Origin of the sequence: Aliivibrio sp. S2TY2 (assembly GCF_028765525.1) — a bacterium.
Lineage (GTDB): Bacteria > Pseudomonadota > Gammaproteobacteria > Enterobacterales > Vibrionaceae > Aliivibrio > Aliivibrio finisterrensis_A.
Window position 1 is genome coordinate 485,658 of the sequence record NZ_JARACS010000002.1, and the last position, 15,316, is coordinate 500,973.

The 15,316-nt window shown below is 39.4% G+C and carries 16 protein-coding genes; 8 read left to right on the top strand and 8 right to left on the bottom strand.

The genetic code is table 11. From position 1 onward, the window contains the following. Window positions 1–336 precede the first annotated feature (336 nt). Window positions 337–1,692 (bottom strand): Fic family protein, encoded by a 1,356-nt coding sequence (locus PVK63_RS05985; RefSeq protein ID WP_130087898.1) that lies wholly within the window; start codon window positions 1,690–1,692, stop codon window positions 337–339. Between the two features lie 248 nt (window positions 1,693–1,940). On the opposite strand from PVK63_RS05985, the gene PVK63_RS05990 reads away from it, so the two are divergent. Beyond that, a complete protein-coding gene (locus PVK63_RS05990) occupies window positions 1,941–2,315 on the top strand; it encodes a hypothetical protein (RefSeq protein WP_130087897.1) in 375 nt (124 codons plus the stop codon). Between the two features lie 109 nt (window positions 2,316–2,424). Here the strand turns inward: PVK63_RS05990 and PVK63_RS05995 are convergent, their stop codons facing one another. Together PVK63_RS05995 and PVK63_RS06000 are read right to left on the bottom strand one after the other, a co-directional pair. Further along, on the bottom strand, window positions 2,425–2,994 hold the full coding sequence (locus PVK63_RS05995; RefSeq protein WP_130087896.1) for a PIN domain-containing protein: 570 nt from the start codon (window positions 2,992–2,994) through the stop codon (window positions 2,425–2,427). Continuing rightward, window positions 2,994–3,446: a helix-turn-helix domain-containing protein gene (locus PVK63_RS06000; protein ID WP_130087895.1), complete on the bottom strand. Its 453-nt coding sequence runs from the start codon at window positions 3,444–3,446 to the stop codon at window positions 2,994–2,996. Before PVK63_RS06000 ends, PVK63_RS05995 begins: the two co-directional genes overlap by 1 nt. 248 nt (window positions 3,447–3,694) lie before the next feature. Between PVK63_RS06000 and PVK63_RS06005 the strand changes: the two genes are divergently transcribed. After that, window positions 3,695–4,330 carry a CatB-related O-acetyltransferase gene (locus tag PVK63_RS06005; protein WP_005421783.1) on the top strand — a complete coding sequence of 212 codons (636 nt, stop codon included), beginning with the start codon at window positions 3,695–3,697 and terminating at the stop codon, window positions 4,328–4,330. Window positions 4,331–4,455: 125 nt separating this feature from the next. On the opposite strand, the gene PVK63_RS06010 is transcribed toward PVK63_RS06005, so the two are convergent. Continuing rightward, complete coding sequence (locus tag PVK63_RS06010; RefSeq protein WP_130087894.1) at window positions 4,456–4,989, bottom strand: peroxiredoxin-like family protein; 534 nt, start codon at window positions 4,987–4,989, stop codon at window positions 4,456–4,458. Between the two features lie 163 nt (window positions 4,990–5,152). Here PVK63_RS06010 and PVK63_RS06015 point away from each other — a divergent pair, with 163 nt between their 5' ends. Next, a complete protein-coding gene (locus tag PVK63_RS06015) occupies window positions 5,153–6,037 on the top strand; it encodes a LysR family transcriptional regulator (protein WP_130087893.1) in 885 nt (294 codons plus the stop codon). Here the strand turns inward: PVK63_RS06015 and PVK63_RS06020 are convergent. Then, window positions 6,014–6,382: a DoxX family protein gene (locus tag PVK63_RS06020; protein WP_130087892.1), complete on the bottom strand. Its 369-nt coding sequence runs from the start codon at window positions 6,380–6,382 to the stop codon at window positions 6,014–6,016. The genes PVK63_RS06015 and PVK63_RS06020 overlap by 24 nt on opposite strands. Before the next feature lie 99 nt (window positions 6,383–6,481). On the opposite strand from PVK63_RS06020, the gene PVK63_RS06025 reads away from it, so the two are divergent. Beyond that, window positions 6,482–7,360 (top strand): LysR family transcriptional regulator, encoded by an 879-nt coding sequence (locus tag PVK63_RS06025; RefSeq protein ID WP_130087891.1) that lies wholly within the window; start codon window positions 6,482–6,484, stop codon window positions 7,358–7,360. A gap of 155 nt (window positions 7,361–7,515) precedes the next feature. Here PVK63_RS06025 and dsdA read toward each other — a convergent pair whose 3' ends face one another. Together dsdA and dsdX are read right to left on the bottom strand one after the other, a co-directional pair. Continuing rightward, entirely contained in the window at window positions 7,516–8,850 is a 1,335-nt protein-coding gene (gene dsdA / locus PVK63_RS06030; protein WP_130087890.1) for a D-serine ammonia-lyase, read from the bottom strand. A 15-nt stretch (window positions 8,851–8,865) separates the two neighbouring features. Beyond that, window positions 8,866–10,203, bottom strand: coding sequence for a D-serine transporter DsdX (gene dsdX, locus PVK63_RS06035; RefSeq protein ID WP_130087889.1), 1,338 nt, complete (start codon window positions 10,201–10,203; stop codon window positions 8,866–8,868). Between the two features lie 222 nt (window positions 10,204–10,425). Between dsdX and dsdC the strand changes: the two genes are divergently transcribed. After that, window positions 10,426–11,406 (top strand): DNA-binding transcriptional regulator DsdC, encoded by a 981-nt coding sequence (gene dsdC, locus PVK63_RS06040; RefSeq protein WP_130087888.1) that lies wholly within the window; start codon window positions 10,426–10,428, stop codon window positions 11,404–11,406. A gap of 110 nt (window positions 11,407–11,516) precedes the next feature. Here the strand turns inward: dsdC and PVK63_RS06045 are convergent, their stop codons facing one another. After that, complete coding sequence (locus PVK63_RS06045; RefSeq protein ID WP_165371225.1) at window positions 11,517–12,428, bottom strand: DMT family transporter; 912 nt, start codon at window positions 12,426–12,428, stop codon at window positions 11,517–11,519. Window positions 12,429–12,666: 238 nt separating this feature from the next. On the opposite strand from PVK63_RS06045, the gene gloA reads away from it, so the two are divergent. From gloA to PVK63_RS06060, 3 genes are all read left to right on the top strand, one after another. After that, window positions 12,667–13,050: a lactoylglutathione lyase gene (gene gloA, locus PVK63_RS06050; protein ID WP_130087886.1), complete on the top strand. Its 384-nt coding sequence runs from the start codon at window positions 12,667–12,669 to the stop codon at window positions 13,048–13,050. Between the two features lie 29 nt (window positions 13,051–13,079). Then, the gene (locus PVK63_RS06055) at window positions 13,080–14,177 is read left to right on the top strand and encodes an alkene reductase (RefSeq protein ID WP_130087885.1); all 1,098 of its coding nucleotides are present in this window, start codon (window positions 13,080–13,082) and stop codon (window positions 14,175–14,177) included. Between the two features lie 116 nt (window positions 14,178–14,293). Next, the gene (locus PVK63_RS06060; RefSeq protein ID WP_130087884.1) at window positions 14,294–15,145 is read left to right on the top strand and encodes a DMT family transporter; all 852 of its coding nucleotides are present in this window, start codon (window positions 14,294–14,296) and stop codon (window positions 15,143–15,145) included. The last annotated feature ends 171 nt before the right edge of the window (window positions 15,146–15,316 follow it).

The following is a 15,316-nucleotide window of genomic DNA, read 5'->3' on the forward strand; positions in this document are numbered from 1 at the left end:
TTTGCGCCTGCCGCTGCCCCGCTTTGCACGCGCTCTTTTGTGCAATGCGGATAAAGCTTTTGATCACCAGCTTGTCTGGTGGCCTATGAGCAATTTACACATAACATTGCGGTTGTTCCCCATGCTTGGGCTAGGGGTTGGAAATAAAGCTCTTGGTTGTGTGCTATAAAAGTGAGTGTCGGTTTGCATTGCCATTTATGACGCTACGTTATGGCCTGTTGAACGACGTTTAACTGCTCTTGGCCATGACGTGTTTAGCGTGGAAAATGGCAATAAGTAAACCAGAACGAACTAGAATGGTTTGCACACAGGCCTTATTGCTTTTGATGTTATTCACTATCCATGCAATTGACGCCACTTTTCTAACTGAGACGGCCTTAGACCGTATCGTGCCAATACTCCCTCATGAATTCGTCTTAATTCCTCTAATGCAAGGGCGATAATATTTTGCTTATCCGTTTCTTCTTCATTGCTAATAAGCGATTCAATGATATCAAGGGGCTGAGATTCAGGCGTCAGTATGACTTGTTTAACAATCTCTTTTATCTTTGCTCGATATTGCAATCGTTGTTGATCTGGCTTTACTAGCTCTTGTTTTACGGCTAGGTATTCTTTTGTTGAGCGCTCGTACGCCCATAAATACAGATCACGCAGCAGCTCGATTCTATTCATTTCATACACACCAAGCACCGCTTTACTGTAGGCTTCTTCTGGTACATCTAAGAACGTAAGAGGACATAAATTAGCTTTAAGCAACGGAATATTTGCAGCCAAACGAGAAGTCCGTTTATTAATGTCAGCAAAGGGCTGCAAGTAAGGTAAATGCACCATGATAAAAAATGATTGCTCAAATGGGTCAATGATTTGATTAGCTTTATTAAGAATAGACTCCAGTTGAATAGAGAGCACCTCTTCGGATGACATAGGCTTATAAACACTACCCCCGATTTCAACAACATGACTACGCACTCGGCCTTCATCAAACGGGTTGGCTAATAAGTTTTCTGAAAGCGCACTGTGCAAATTCAATATGGTAAAACGATTGAACTCAACAGAATCGACATTATCAATTAGCAATTCAATCGCTGATTTATGATTTAAAATCATCTGTGTCTCGATGATGTCTTTTCCTTGTGCAAACTGGCCATGCTCAATTAACTCAACAGTGTCTAATCGACTATAGGTATTGCCTTCAAGGTGGCTTGATGCCCAAGATAAATCAATTAATAAACGGTTGTAGATGTCTCTTCCATACGTGCCCGCGGGTTGCGTTGCATAGATGGTTTTACCCATGCGATGTAACTGACGGCGAATAGGCTCAGAAAGGTAATATGTTTTATTTGGGATATAGTCATCTAAAAAATCACGTGAATAACCAACAGGATCACGCTCAAAAATAGGCTTACTTAGATAATTAAGAATGTCATGACTGTCAGGTGAAAGTGGGATCGATTTAGGAAAGCTATCGTGCTCGTTATGGCTTGAATTAACTGTCTCTTCTCTAACAATGCACGCAATGTATTTACGAGAACGACCCTCACCAATGGCTTCTACTTGTTTGTCTTCAATAAGTTTGTTAAGCCAGCGCTGAAGTGTTCGACGAATTAAGTCTGGATGATCAATAATAATGTCTGAGATAGACACAGGGTGACATTGTTGCTCGATATAACGCTGGATTTCAAACCTATTCATGACAGATACCCTTTTAATTGTGACACTTTTCTGGATAAAGGTGTCACAATTATGGCGTATTTATCCTTTAGTGACAACAAGAGTGTCACAGTAAAGTATCGGCATCTTTGGATTAACGCCCTAAAAGCTCACCTACTTATCTTTGAGTCTGTAGAAAATTAGTTTCGGGGCAATAACCTAATTTAAGATAGTATTTTGCCCCAAAATACGCATAATCTTGCTATACAACACTCAAAGAGAAATTACCTATGACTAATTTTCAATACTACTTTCACGAACTGCCTTGTTTTAACTGTAAAAAAACCAAAGTGAATACTGACCTTGGTTGGTTAACAGCAACAATGAAAGACGATGTTCAAGCACAACTGGCTGCAATTATCGAACAAGGCAACGTTGAAGCTGATCTTTCAGTAAACGTAACTTGTACTAAAGCTGAAGCTCGTGATTACTTATTGCTGAATTTCTACGGTTACTCTGAAGAAGAGCTAGAAGGTCAAATTGAAGCTGACGATGAGAAAGAAGTTGCAGATGAAATCGCAGAGTTGCTAAAAGATGGTAGCGAGGTAGCGGTATTTGAGCACGAAATCGCTCTACAAAGCTGTATGGATTGTGACGTTGAATAAGCGTGAATAAAGATCAACATACAAATTCTAGGCATTAGCAGAGTTAAATTTGCTAATGCCTTTTTTGTTTTGTCATTTTTAATTAAATCCAAACAACGATAATTTAAAACTACAGCATTAACTTAAAGCTTTTTAACTTTGAAACAAAACTTGGAAGCCTCTGTTTTTGCAAACAAATTAAAAACTCATCTTGGGTCATTGGTGGTTTTTTCAATGAGCTTCTTTGCTGTTGAGCAGCTTTAACACACGCACTATTATCTAATTCGAACATATCACACAGAAACTCATCAGGATGTATTGCAGATAATCCCAAAGGCTCAAGCTCCTTTGAAGGAAAATCCTTTAGATTAAAAGTAATAATATACTCTGCTTGCCCTTTAATTGCAGCAGCAACAACATGCCTATCATCTACATCCGGCAAAGCAAGTCCATCAATTAAAGGTTCATATCCCTCAACCAAACAATCAGGAACATTTGCATTCATTAGTGTTTTAATTCTTTCAAGACTAGCAGGGTTAACATCAGGATTATTTATAAGTAGATTACGAATCCATTCATCATGTATCTGATCTGTCCACCGTGCTCTAAATAAACCAGTATTGGCTAAATACATTAGGTAACTACGAAGAGGAGCAGGATACATAACACACGCATCTAGTATTACTGTATATGATGACATTAATACCCCATATTCAGTTCTTGATCTAATGCTGATAGTTCCGCAAGTGAAGCAAGCCTACGCTCTTCTAAACGATCCTTATATTCCATAATATCGGCAAACGCGACTTTTCTACGATTACCTGTACGACTAAACGGAATTTCTTGCGAATCAAGAAGCTTAATAAATGTAGGGCGAGACATATTTAACATATCAGCCCCTTCTTGCGTGGTAAGTTCTGCATGAATAGGTGTAATGCTAACAGAGTTACCTTGCCCTAATTGAGTTAGTACCTCTATCATCATATTTAATACGCTCGCAGGTATTGTGACTTCATGAGATTTACCTAATTTATCAACAACGTTGATCCTTTGAGCTTCCCCATTGGTTTCAATTACGGCTGATAACTCCTGACTACCAAGCTTAGCCAATGCTATTTCTTCTGCACTTGGCAACTTTATCGCTGCATTCATGTTTATTCTCTCTTATATTCATGTGTACAAATTGTACAATTGTTACAGTATCCGAAATATTCGAAAGAAAGTCAATATTCGAAATATTCGAAACAACACAAGTAAATGTGAAAATATGTTATTATCCACTCAAACTGTAAGGACAATAATAATGAAGCTTATCCCCCTACTGAAACAGCCTAGAATCCACTGACTTATTTTAAATTAATGCCAACCCCATTATTTTTATATAAGTTAAAAGGTTTATTATGCAAGAAAAGCACTGGTCAAAGTTTCAGTTACTTCATGAAGTCGTAACCAACAAAAACATTCACATTAAAGGCACCCATAGCTATTACAGCGATTGCTGGGATAACGGCTTTGAAGACTCTGTTGTTCGGTATTTACACGGAGATAAAATCAGCCGTCAATGGGAGCCAAGATGGGAAATCGATAAGCTTCATATTGGTGATTACGTCTGTATCGCCGCTGAAGTTATTATCTTAATGGGCGGAAACCATAACCACAGAACAGATTGGTTTTGTTTATACCCATTTATGGACTTTATCGACGACTCTTATGCGAGCAAAGGGGACACTCACATTCATGATGGCGCTTGGTTAGGCATGAGATCAATGATCATGCCCGGCGTAACGATTGGAGAAGGAGCCGTTATTGCCGCAAATAGTGTCGTCACCAAAGATGTTGAGCCATATAGCGTGGTTGCAGGCTCTCCAGCAAAACATGTGAAATATCGCTTTGAGCCTTCCGTGATAGAAGAGCTATTGTCTTTTAAAGTTTACGATTGGCCTACTGATAAGTTCAATGCGCTCAAACCGCATTTATGCAGCCCTGATTTTGAGCAACTAAAGCAAGCAATCGCTTCATATGACGAGCTTAATTAGAGCGTCACAGTTAGTGAATATCATCAAGTAATTCTCCCCAAATAGTTCAAACGGTTCAAAAAAGGTTAATTGATTGGGTTCAATTAACCTTTTTTATTTATAAACCTATTACTTGCCGTCTGCGCTTAATTATACATACCACGGATAGGGTAATTGTTTTCTGGATTGCGGATAAACTCAAGACCAGAGAGTAATACATTCAAATCAGGACGAACAAAAGGTCCATTTGAAATATCAATGACTTGTACCTGCCCTTTTTCATTAATAACAAAAAGACCCGGCTCAGCAAATAAATGGTCGGTTTCTTGCTCAGAACGAGGCTCTGAAATATACAGCCCCAACGTTTGCATTTGCTCTACACTCAAGCCATAAGCAATCGGAAAACTCACTGATAATTGTGTTATATGAGTCGTTAATTGGGCTTCACTGTCAGCTGATACCGCAGCAATATCTACTCCCAGTTCAAGAAAACGGCTTTTTAGTGTTTCTAGCTCATTTAAGTAACGAGTACACAACGGACAATGCTTACCACGATAAACCACCACCAATTTCCAATCAGCCCCATTTAGTGGTTCCGAAAGGTTAATAAGATTGTTGTCTAACGTAGGTAATTGGATTGCAGGAAATACATCACCAGCGATAAATTTATGTGTTGTCATGGTTCGCTCCTTGAGCACGATTCTCTTTTAGAATAGTTACTCACAATTAATGTAAATAGATAGGCGTTTATTGCTTGAAAGAGAGTATAGGCACAAACAAATCTGACTAGAACCATGCTAAAATGACTACCAAGTATGCGTTTTTGGAATAATTGAGAGAGCTATGGATCAGTTAAGTGCAATGAGAGCCTTTGTTCGAGTCGTCGAAACAGGCAGCTTTTCAGCTACAGGTAAAGAGATGAATACCTCTCAAACCACCATAAGCAAAAAAGTCGCGGCGCTTGAAAATCAAATAGGCGTAAAACTGTTAACTCGAAGCAGCAGAGATCATTCGTTAACTCCTGCCGGAAGTGATTATTATCAAACCTGCGTTAATATTCTAAGTGAACTTGATGAAGCTGAAGCTAAAGTTCGCTCTAAAACAACACAACCTCAAGGAACTATCCGAGTAGCAGCACCCGTAGCCTTTGGTCGCTTTCTTCTGGCTCCTATCGTTGCTGAATTTTTCCAACATTATCCTGATATTAAGATCGACCTCCTTCTCAGTGACAAACATGTTAATTTGATCAGTGAAGGCGTTGATGTCGCGATTAGGGCAAAAAATCTCGAGGACTCTTCTTTTGTTGCTCGTCATCTTTTTGATAACCCTATGCACTTATTCGCCTCTCCGGATTATTTAAATCAACATGGTGAACCTAAACAACCCAACGACCTGACCAATCATAATTGTTTGATTTATTCTGGATTAAAAGAAGCGCATTTCTGGCATTTTAATCATAAAAATAAAGCGTATTCTGTACCCGTAAAGGGGAACTTTCAGAGTGATAATGGTGACGTATTATTAGATGTCGCCTTAACTGGTGTGGGCATTGTTTTCTTACCTATTTGGATGGCTAAAGAACAGGTAACATCAGGCCGTTTACGTCATATAATGACTGCGTATTCAGGCCAGAATTTACCGATCAACGCCATCTACCCACAACGTCGTTATACGCCGTTAAAAGTCCGTTGTTTTGTTGATTTTTTAAAACAAAAGCTGTCTCTCTAACAAAGGGAACGCAATAATAAGAGACAACACTAACGTCACCATTGATGGAACCGCGTCTTTCCAAGTATCAAATCTAAAATGAAAGAACATCGCCCCAATGGAAGTTAGCGTAATCAAACTAGCACCCATCGCACTTAGTACTGGGGTTGCTGTAAACATTCCCACTAACATCACAACAGCACCTGTGGCTTCAATAACACCCACAGCGAACATTGCCGCACGGTTAAGGCCATAACGATGAAAGAAAGCAAGTTGAGGTTCAAATATCGCCTTTACCCAACCAAACATTTTGACTGAGCTAGCAAACAAGAAAAACGCGATTAATAACCCTTGGATAAATAACATGATGTAACTCCTCTATAAACAATAGAGCCATTAAAGCATTCCAATTGAGATAGAAGAATACTAGAATTAGGTTTATTACTATTCCAAATAGGAATGACTATGGATAAATTTGATTGTTTAAGCGTCTTTACTCGTGTTGCTAGATTAGGCACATTTACTGCTGCTGCGAACGAACTCAATACAACGCAAAGTGCGGTCAGTAAAAAGATTGCATGGCTTGAAAAACAAGTAGGCATTACATTATTTCACCGTCATGCTCGTGCGATCAGCCTAACAACAGGTGGTAAACAATATTTACGTTTAGCGCTGAAACTTATTGACGAAATGAACCTTGTTGAGTCTCAATTACGACAGGAACAAACCTCCATATCTGGCACTTTAAAGCTGTCTGTTCCTAGTGCTTTTAGTGTTCAAAAGCTCTCTGAGCCACTCAATGAATTCCTAAATTTACACCCAGAGCTTTCTGTTGATGTGTCGGTATCGGATAAGTTTGTTGATTTGGTTGAGAGCGACATAGACATTGCTATTCGAGCTGCTTACCTCAAAGACTCAGGGCTAAAAGCAAGATGGATAATGGATAATGAACTTGCCTATTTTGCTTCTCCTGACTATTTAGAAAAACATTCTCCTATCGTAATTGCAGACGATTTAGCACAACACCAGTGCTTAACTTATTCGTTATCGACACCATCGAACCTATGGCGCTTCAATGATGGGAAAGAGACAAAAGTTAAGATAAAAGAACAAGTACGAAGTGATAGCCCAGAGATGCTGGTTCAAATGGCAAAGCTAGGACAAGGCGTAGCGGCAATGCCAAAATGGATGGTAGAACACGAATTAAAATCGGGCTCACTAACGCAGATATTAGAACAATATAAAACGGTAAAGTTACCTATGTATATGGTCTATAAAGATAGTGAGCACCAACCCCAACGCATTCGTGCGTTTATTGATTTTATTTCAAATTACTTTTCTTAGGGGTAAAATATAGGGCGATTGACTAAATACAAAAAGGCGAACCATCCGGATCGCCTTTGAATATAAATGGTTACAGCACGAGGTACTTAACCGAGTAAACTACACAATAAAATACCAAATTGATTCCTGTTCAATGGCCATCATGTAGATACTCGTTATTTAATACCAGACTTCTCCAAGTAAGAGTTCATTTCCAACTCTGGTACCATGCCACCGCCAGTCGCCCAAACTAAGTGCGTCGCATTTTTCATTTTCGCATCATCAAACTTCATACGATCTTGGTACTGTTGGTCTTTCGATACGACAATAGCCCCCATCATACCTGCTAATGCTGATGGCTCTAGCTTAATGCCTTCTTGTTGATTCAACAGACCCAATTGCAAATACATTGCTTCATCTGTCATCGTGTAATAGCCATCGAGCAAGCGCTCCATTGCTCTACCCACAAAGCCTGATGCTCGGCCTACCGCTAATCCATCTGCAGCTGTAATGTTATCAATACCAATGTCTTGCACTGAGATTTCATCATGCAGACCAGTATGAACGCCAAGTAACATACATGGTGAATGCGTCGGCTCGGCAAAAATACAGTGAACGTTATCACCAAATGCCATCTTCAAACCGAATGCGACACCACCAGGGCCACCGCCAACACCGCACGGTAAGTAAACAAACAGCGGATGTTCATCATTCACCAAGATGTTTTTCTCTTCAAATTGTTTCTTTAAACGTTCACCTGCAACCGAGTAACCAAGGAATAACGTTTGAGAATTTTCATCATCGATAAAGAAGCACATCGGATCTTTCTCTGCTTCTTTACGTCCTTGCTCTACTGCTACACCATAATCTTGCTCATATTCCACAACATTAACGCCATGAGAACGCAATGTATTTTTCTTCCATTCACGCGCATCAGCGGACATATGCACTGATACTGAGAAGCCCAGTTTTGCGCTCATAATACCAATAGACATGCCTAGGTTTCCTGTCGATCCTACCGCAATGCTGTATTGACTAAAGAACTGTTTAAAGTCGTCACTCATCAACTTGCTATAATCATCTGACTCGTTTAGTAAACCTGCTTCTATCGCAAGTTTTTCAGCATGAGTTAACACTTCATAAATGCCCCCTCTCGCTTTAATAGATCCTGAAATCGGCAAGTGGCTATCTTTTTTCAACATTAGTCGACCTAAAATTGGTGTTGAAAATTGCTGCTCTAAACTCTCTTTCATTTTTTCAATCTCGAATACTTCTGATTCGATAATCCCTTTCATCGCAGCCGTTTCAGGAAAAGCTTCGACCAAATACGGGGCAAAACGACTCAAACGCTGACTTGCATCTTCAATATTTTTCTCACCAAGACCAACATAAGGCAACGCTTCTTCTAGACTCGTTATATTTGGGTTAAACCAACTGATTTCTTCTAGTGCAATCAGTTTATTTACTAATGGAAAATCAGTTTTTAGTTTTTGTATATTTAATGTAGTCATTTTTAATTACCTTGTTTAAACCATGTACGACAAGAGAAATGTGCCTGCTAGCGCAACGAATGAAGCAATGAAGGTTGCCGTTGTATAATACTTAAACGTTTCACTCATCGAAGCGCCGCAATATTGCTTCACTAACCAAAAAAGAGAATCCGTTACGATGGTGCAACCAATGGCACCAGAGCCGATTGCTAATGTAATAATTTCAGGGCTAACATCTGGATAAAGTGGCATCAGAGGGGCAACAATAGCTGTCGCGCCCATCATAGCAACCGTTGCAGAGCCCACCGCAGCATGTAAAATAATAGCGACCAGCCATGCTAATAAAATTGGATGCATATCTAAGTTAGATAACAGTTGAGCCAATACATCCGCTAAACCACTTGCTTTTAAAACACCGTTAAATGCACCGCCAGCACCGATAATCAGTAGGATATTAGCGATAGATGCAAATGCGCCTTCTGTTTTTTCAAGCAGGGTTGCCATTCCCATATTTTGCTTAATACCCAGCATGTAGTACGCAACAAATGCAGCAATAAACATCGCTGTAATTGGATTACCAATAAATTCTAACGTCGTATACAGCGCACTATCGTGATCCATATTGAGCTCAGCGGTTGTCTTTAATAACATTAAGCCAATTGGTAGTAGTACCGTAAATAACGTTGCAGCCAGTGACGGTAGATCTTCTTCATTTTTCACTTCAAGGGAAGTAAATTCATGTGGCACCGATTTAAACGGTAAGCGCGAACCAATTACTTTAAGGAAAAGTGGGCCACCCACTAGCGATGCCGTTAGGCCAATCAGTAAACCATAAAAAATAACTGAACCAATATCTGCACCTAATTCATTAGTTACAAAAAGTGCGGCAGGGTGTGGTGGTACGATACAGTGCACAGCCATCAAAGCAGTACACAGAGGAATAGCTAAATTAAGTAATGATGTATTTGTTTTCTTCGCAATAGAAAAAGCCAGCGGGATAAGCAGTACAACACCCACTTCGACAAAAAGGGTAATACCGCAAACCAAACCAATCAAAACCATAATCACTTCTGGTGATAACCAACGGATTTTTTGCAGTGTTAAACCAATACGTTCAGCGGCACCAGAAACTTCCATCATTTTTCCTAGGATCGTACCAAGACCTATCACTGCGGCAAGAAAGCCAAGCGTACCGCCGATGCCCCCTTCAATAGCACTAACCATTTCCAAAGGTTTCATGCCCATCATACCGCCAACGTAGAAGCTCGCCATCAGCAACGCTAAAAATGGATGTAATTTAAATTTCACGATCGAAAATACGATCAGTAGGATACTAGTAAGTAACGTCGTTATAACCCAGATTTGTGATTCCATGTTCAAACCTAATATTGTTGTTTTAATTGCGTTAATTAAACGAGGAATCTCCTCGGCTGACAAACGATCAATACTCACCTTCACATGAGCTAGATTAAAACAAGTACGTGATCCCAACGTGATAATTTAAATTTAACAGCTTATGATTAATTAAATTTCATCCAAAGAATCTATAATACCAAGTTCTACTACTCTACAATCTCACTAGTAAGAACAAAAATAATGTATACAAAAGATAATATTTTCACTCGTAACAAGCGAATCAATAGCTTTCAACTATCAAAATTACATACTTTTGAAGTTGCAGCTCGTCACTCTTCTTTCTCATTAGCGGCTGATGAATTATCAATAACACCAAGTGCCGTCTCTCATAGAATCAACAAACTTGAATTAGATCTTGGGATAGAGTTATTTCATCGAACACATAGAAAAATCACATTAACTGAGGAAGGTGAACGAATTTTTCACTCATTAACACGTAGTTTGAATGAAATTAATCAAGAAATATTAGATGTGAAAAGTGGCGATATATCTGGAAGTTTAACCATTTATTCACGCCCTTCATTTGCACAATGCTGGCTAGTACCTAGACTGTACGAATTTAACCAACGCTACCCATTCATTGAGTTAAAATTACTCACAGGCAATGAAAATATTAACTTCCAAGGATACGGAATTGATGCCGCCATTTATTTTGATGAAAGAAAACCAGATAACCTCTGGAGCCAAGAAATAATGGCCGAAACCAATATTCCCGTCTGCACTAAACAATATGTCAAACAACATGATTTATTCAATAAACCTGAAAACCTCGTCAATACAACATTATTGCATGACAACCAAGCATGGGATTACAACTCACACCATGACGAGTGGGAAGTATGGGCAAAAGCAAATCAACTGCCATCTATTGATCATATTTCAAGTATTGCTTTTGATAGATCTGACTTAGCGGTTATCGCTGCAATGAACCATGCAGGAATCGCAATGGGACGCTATAACTTGATCAAAAAAAGATTAGATTCAGGTGAGTTAGTCGCACCATTTCCAAATACAGAAGTAACATGCCAACAAAAATACTATTTAGTTACGCCAAATAAAAAACACTCTCGAAAATTAGCACTATTTATTGATTGGTTAATAGAGGGGATAAGCATCAATACGCCAAAAATGAATATATCAACAAAAAACCTAACAAATTAATTCATATTTGGCATAAACATAGCAATAACACTCTGTATTACGCCATATATGAATAAAAAGATTATTTTAAGGATAAAAAATTCATATTTGACCGGTGTAAATAGCCCCATTTAGTTAAGTGAACTATTTTTCTTAGGAATAGAGACTGATTGTTTCCCGAATACGTTAATTAGCGCACCAGTCACAATCAAACCACCACCGATATAAGTCCACATTGATGGGATCTCATTAAATATCCAAACGCCTAATAGCGCAGAAAAGACAATTTGAACATAAGAGTAAGCAGACGCTTTACCCGCCGCTTGGGTTTGCATGGCTTTGGTCAGTCCATATTGTCCAATTTGCGTGAAGATGCCGATTAAAATCAGGATCATGGTAAGGAACAGACTTGGCCATACAAAGTCATTCCAAATCAGTACGCTTGAGATAGGTAACGCCACTAATGGGAAATAAAATATGATCACTGAGCTGTCTTCTGTTTGGCTGAGTTTTCTTACTATCACATAGGCAATCGAACTTCCTAATGCACCACACAACGCAACAAGGATACTAAAAACAGGCAGTTCACTTGTACTGCCACTGTTCATGCTTGGTTGAACCATAACAAATAAGCCTACAAGACAAAACGCAATGCATATCATGGTTGATTTTTGAATGTGCTCTTTAAGAAACAGAACGCCGAGCAATGCGGTAAAGATAGGATGGACGTATTGTAATATGGTTGCTTCAGCCAAAGGTAAAGTCGTCACTGCGTAGTAAACACACATAAGCGCTGCTGTGCCTACTGCTCCACGGGCAAGAAGTAAGGGCTTATTGTTTCCCCATATCGAAATGCCTTTTCGTTTCACATCGGCATAGCTAATGATCAAAGACACCAACGCCCTTGCTGCCACAATTTCAAATACTGGAATGCCGTAATTGCTCACATATTTTACGCATGCTGACATGAGCGCAAATCCAAGCGCAGAAAGAAACATAAATCTAACCCCTGTCGGGATCAGTGAAAAAGAGAAAGTAGGCATAACAACATCAACCAAGTTTAGAGGGTAATGAATGATAGCCTAATTTACTCGCAGCACCCAAAGCTCTTATATTAATCACATCGACATTCAGGCTCTATTCCAAATATCTGCTCTTCCCACAGTAGATCATTACACTTTGTTATTAAAATTATAACTAATCATAATTTCATGAAATCTTATTTTTTGTATATCTTACTCCCACACAAAATAACAACCGTTAGTTAGGCAAGGGGAAGCAATGAAGTTTCTACACACTATGATCCGCGTTACCGATTTAGATAAATCTATTGAGTTTTATACTAAAGTGTTGGGCATGAAAGAGCTTGAACGCACTGAGAATATGGATTATCGCTATACTTTGGTTTTTGTTGGTTATGAGCAAGGCGGTACTACTATCGAGCTAACTTATAACTGGGATACCAACGAATATGATATGGGTAATGCGTTTGGTCATTTAGCTCTAGGTGTAGAAGATATTTACGTTGCTTGCGATACAATTAAACGCTTAGGCGGCAAGGTAACAAGAGAAGCCGGTCCAGTAAAAGGTGGAACTACCCATATCGCTTTTATTACTGACCCTGATGGCTACCAAATTGAGTTAATCCAATTAGACAATCAATAACCTTAGCATAAGAAAAAAGAGGATTTACCATGACAAATGCACTATTTCAACCAATGCAGCTAGGTAACCTTACGCTTAAAAACCGTATTGTTATGCCCCCAATGACTCGCTCTCGTGCTACCCAGCCTGGTAATTTGGCAAACGATATGATGGCGCAATATTACGCACAACGCGCAAGTGCGGGGCTTATCATTGCTGAGGGTACTCAAATTTCAGAGATGGGCCAAGGTTATGCATGGACTCCGGGTATCTACTCTCAAGAACAAATAGCAGGTTGGAAAAAAGTCACTGATGCCGTGCACGCAAAAGGTGGTGCTATTTTTGCTCAACTTTGGCACGTTGGCCGTGTTACTCACCCTGATAATATTGGTGGGCAACAGCCTATTTCATCGTCTGCACTAAAAGCAGAAAACGTAAAAGTGTTTATTGATAATGGCACTGACGCACCGGGCTTTGTAGATGTAGTTGAGCCTCGTGAAATGACAAAACAAGACATTACTGATGTTGTTGCAGAGTATCGTCAAGCGGCACTAAATGCAGTAGAAGCCGGTTTTGATGGCATTGAGCTTCATGCTGCAAATGGCTATTTAATTAACCAATTTATTGATTCTGAAGCCAATAATCGTACCGATGAATATGGTGGTTCTATCGAAAATCGTCTGCGCTTTTTAGGCGAAGTGGTTGAGGCAATGACTGACGCTATTGGTCATGACCGTGTCGGCGTTCGTCTTGCTCCGTTTACCTCATTAAATGGTACGGTTGATAAGACGCCAACAGAAACCTACACCGCTGCCGCTGTGCTATTAAATAAACTCAATGTGGTTTATATGCATATTGCTGAAGTCGATTGGGATGATGCTCCTGAGACACCAGCAGAATTCAAAGAAGCGATTCGTGACGCATTCAAAGGCACTATTATTTATGCTGGTCGTTACAATACCGAGAAAGCCGAGCACGCATTAACTAGCGGTTTAGCAAATATGGTCAGCTTTGGGCGTCCATTTATTTCTAACCCTGATTTACCGACTCGTATTAAACACGGTTATCCTCTAGCGCAACATGACCCAAATACGTTATTTGGCGGTGCAGAGCAAGGCTTAACAGATTATCCTGAGTATCAAGCGTAATAGCCTTAATATTGAAACACCAAAAATAAATGATATAACCCTGCTTATTTAAGTGGGGTTATTTTTTATATCACGTACTATTGCCTTTCTTCTTTTTATATTCAGAGTATACGTCTATGCGTGGAGTCCTTTATCTGGTTATCGCTACCATTCTTGCCGCTATTGGTTGGGGTGCATCAAAAATGGTCGTCATGACGATTCCTGGCGATATTTTTATTGGCACACGATTTTTGCTCGCAAGTTTGGTGCTTCTTCCTTTTTGTTATAAACAACTTCGCAACTTAACCATCAAACAAGGCGTTGCGCTTACTGGCGTTGGTTTAGTGCTATCGCTTGCTCTGCAAGTCTGGGTGTATGCTGTTGCTATCACTTCGTCATTAGCAGAGGGCGCATTTATTATGAGTTTAGCCATGCTAATTGCCCCTCTGATTGCCTGGATTTTATTTCGTCAAAAACCCAATAAAGCCTTTTGGCTAGCCTTGCCTATTTCTATTTTTGGTATGATGTTATTAACCCTAGGAAATGGTTGGAAAATGGAGCCAAGCCAACTTGGGTTTATGCTCTCTTCTCTTTTATTGTCATTACACTTTGTATTAAACAAGCGTGTTATTGGTTCTATCACACCGTTATTATCTATTTGTGTTCAAATGTTTGTTGTGGGAATTAGCGGCTGTTTATATGCATCATTCAATTCACATGCGCCATTTGAACTCACAGAGCATGCTATTTTTTGGTTTTTAATCTCAACCATTGTGGCAACGGCCATTCGTTATCTCGCCCAAACCCTTGGGCAATTTTCGGTAGAGATAGAAACCGCCTCTCTGATTATGATCTTAGAGCCTATCTGGACATTACTGATCAGTGTTACCTTACTGAATGAAATGTTAGAAACACAAAAAATGTTCGGTGGTGGTGCCATTATTTTATCTCTGTTGCTTTATATCAAACTGTCACGAAGGCTCAGGTAGGTGATTCATTGATAACTTATCGATGAATTGACCAGCAGCGATATGCGGTGGTACTGCCACAAGCGTGCATCATTAAAGAACCAAACCCTGAAGATAAACGCAGTCACAGTACCGATAATAATGAGTGCAGTTGAAATAATAATATATCGTACCCTTTAATAAGTCCGTTAA

Excerpts from the sequence above, each read along its gene's own strand:
- PVK63_RS06025 (WP_130087891.1), top strand. The coding sequence starts at position 6,482 with ATGGATAAATTTGATTGTTTAAGCGTCTTTACTCGTGTTGCTAGATTA.
- PVK63_RS05995 (WP_130087896.1), bottom strand. The coding sequence starts at position 2,994 with ATGTCATCATATACAGTAATACTAGATGCGTGTGTTATGTATCCTGCT.
- PVK63_RS06005 (WP_005421783.1), top strand. The coding sequence starts at position 3,695 with ATGCAAGAAAAGCACTGGTCAAAGTTTCAGTTACTTCATGAAGTCGTA.
- PVK63_RS06015 (WP_130087893.1), top strand. The coding sequence starts at position 5,153 with ATGGATCAGTTAAGTGCAATGAGAGCCTTTGTTCGAGTCGTCGAAACA.
- PVK63_RS06060 (WP_130087884.1), top strand. The coding sequence starts at position 14,294 with ATGCGTGGAGTCCTTTATCTGGTTATCGCTACCATTCTTGCCGCTATT.
- PVK63_RS05985 (WP_130087898.1), bottom strand. The coding sequence starts at position 1,692 with ATGAATAGGTTTGAAATCCAGCGTTATATCGAGCAACAATGTCACCCT.
- PVK63_RS06010 (WP_130087894.1), bottom strand. The coding sequence starts at position 4,989 with ATGACAACACATAAATTTATCGCTGGTGATGTATTTCCTGCAATCCAA.
- dsdC (WP_130087888.1), top strand. The coding sequence starts at position 10,426 with ATGTATACAAAAGATAATATTTTCACTCGTAACAAGCGAATCAATAGC.
- dsdA (WP_130087890.1), bottom strand. The coding sequence starts at position 8,850 with ATGACTACATTAAATATACAAAAACTAAAAACTGATTTTCCATTAGTA.
- PVK63_RS06020 (WP_130087892.1), bottom strand. The coding sequence starts at position 6,382 with ATGTTATTTATCCAAGGGTTATTAATCGCGTTTTTCTTGTTTGCTAGC.
- PVK63_RS06000 (WP_130087895.1), bottom strand. The coding sequence starts at position 3,446 with ATGAATGCAGCGATAAAGTTGCCAAGTGCAGAAGAAATAGCATTGGCT.
- dsdX (WP_130087889.1), bottom strand. The coding sequence starts at position 10,203 with ATGGAATCACAAATCTGGGTTATAACGACGTTACTTACTAGTATCCTA.
- PVK63_RS06055 (WP_130087885.1), top strand. The coding sequence starts at position 13,080 with ATGACAAATGCACTATTTCAACCAATGCAGCTAGGTAACCTTACGCTT.
- PVK63_RS05990 (WP_130087897.1), top strand. The coding sequence starts at position 1,941 with ATGACTAATTTTCAATACTACTTTCACGAACTGCCTTGTTTTAACTGT.
- PVK63_RS06045 (WP_165371225.1), bottom strand. The coding sequence starts at position 12,428 with ATGCCTACTTTCTCTTTTTCACTGATCCCGACAGGGGTTAGATTTATG.
- gloA (WP_130087886.1), top strand. The coding sequence starts at position 12,667 with ATGAAGTTTCTACACACTATGATCCGCGTTACCGATTTAGATAAATCT.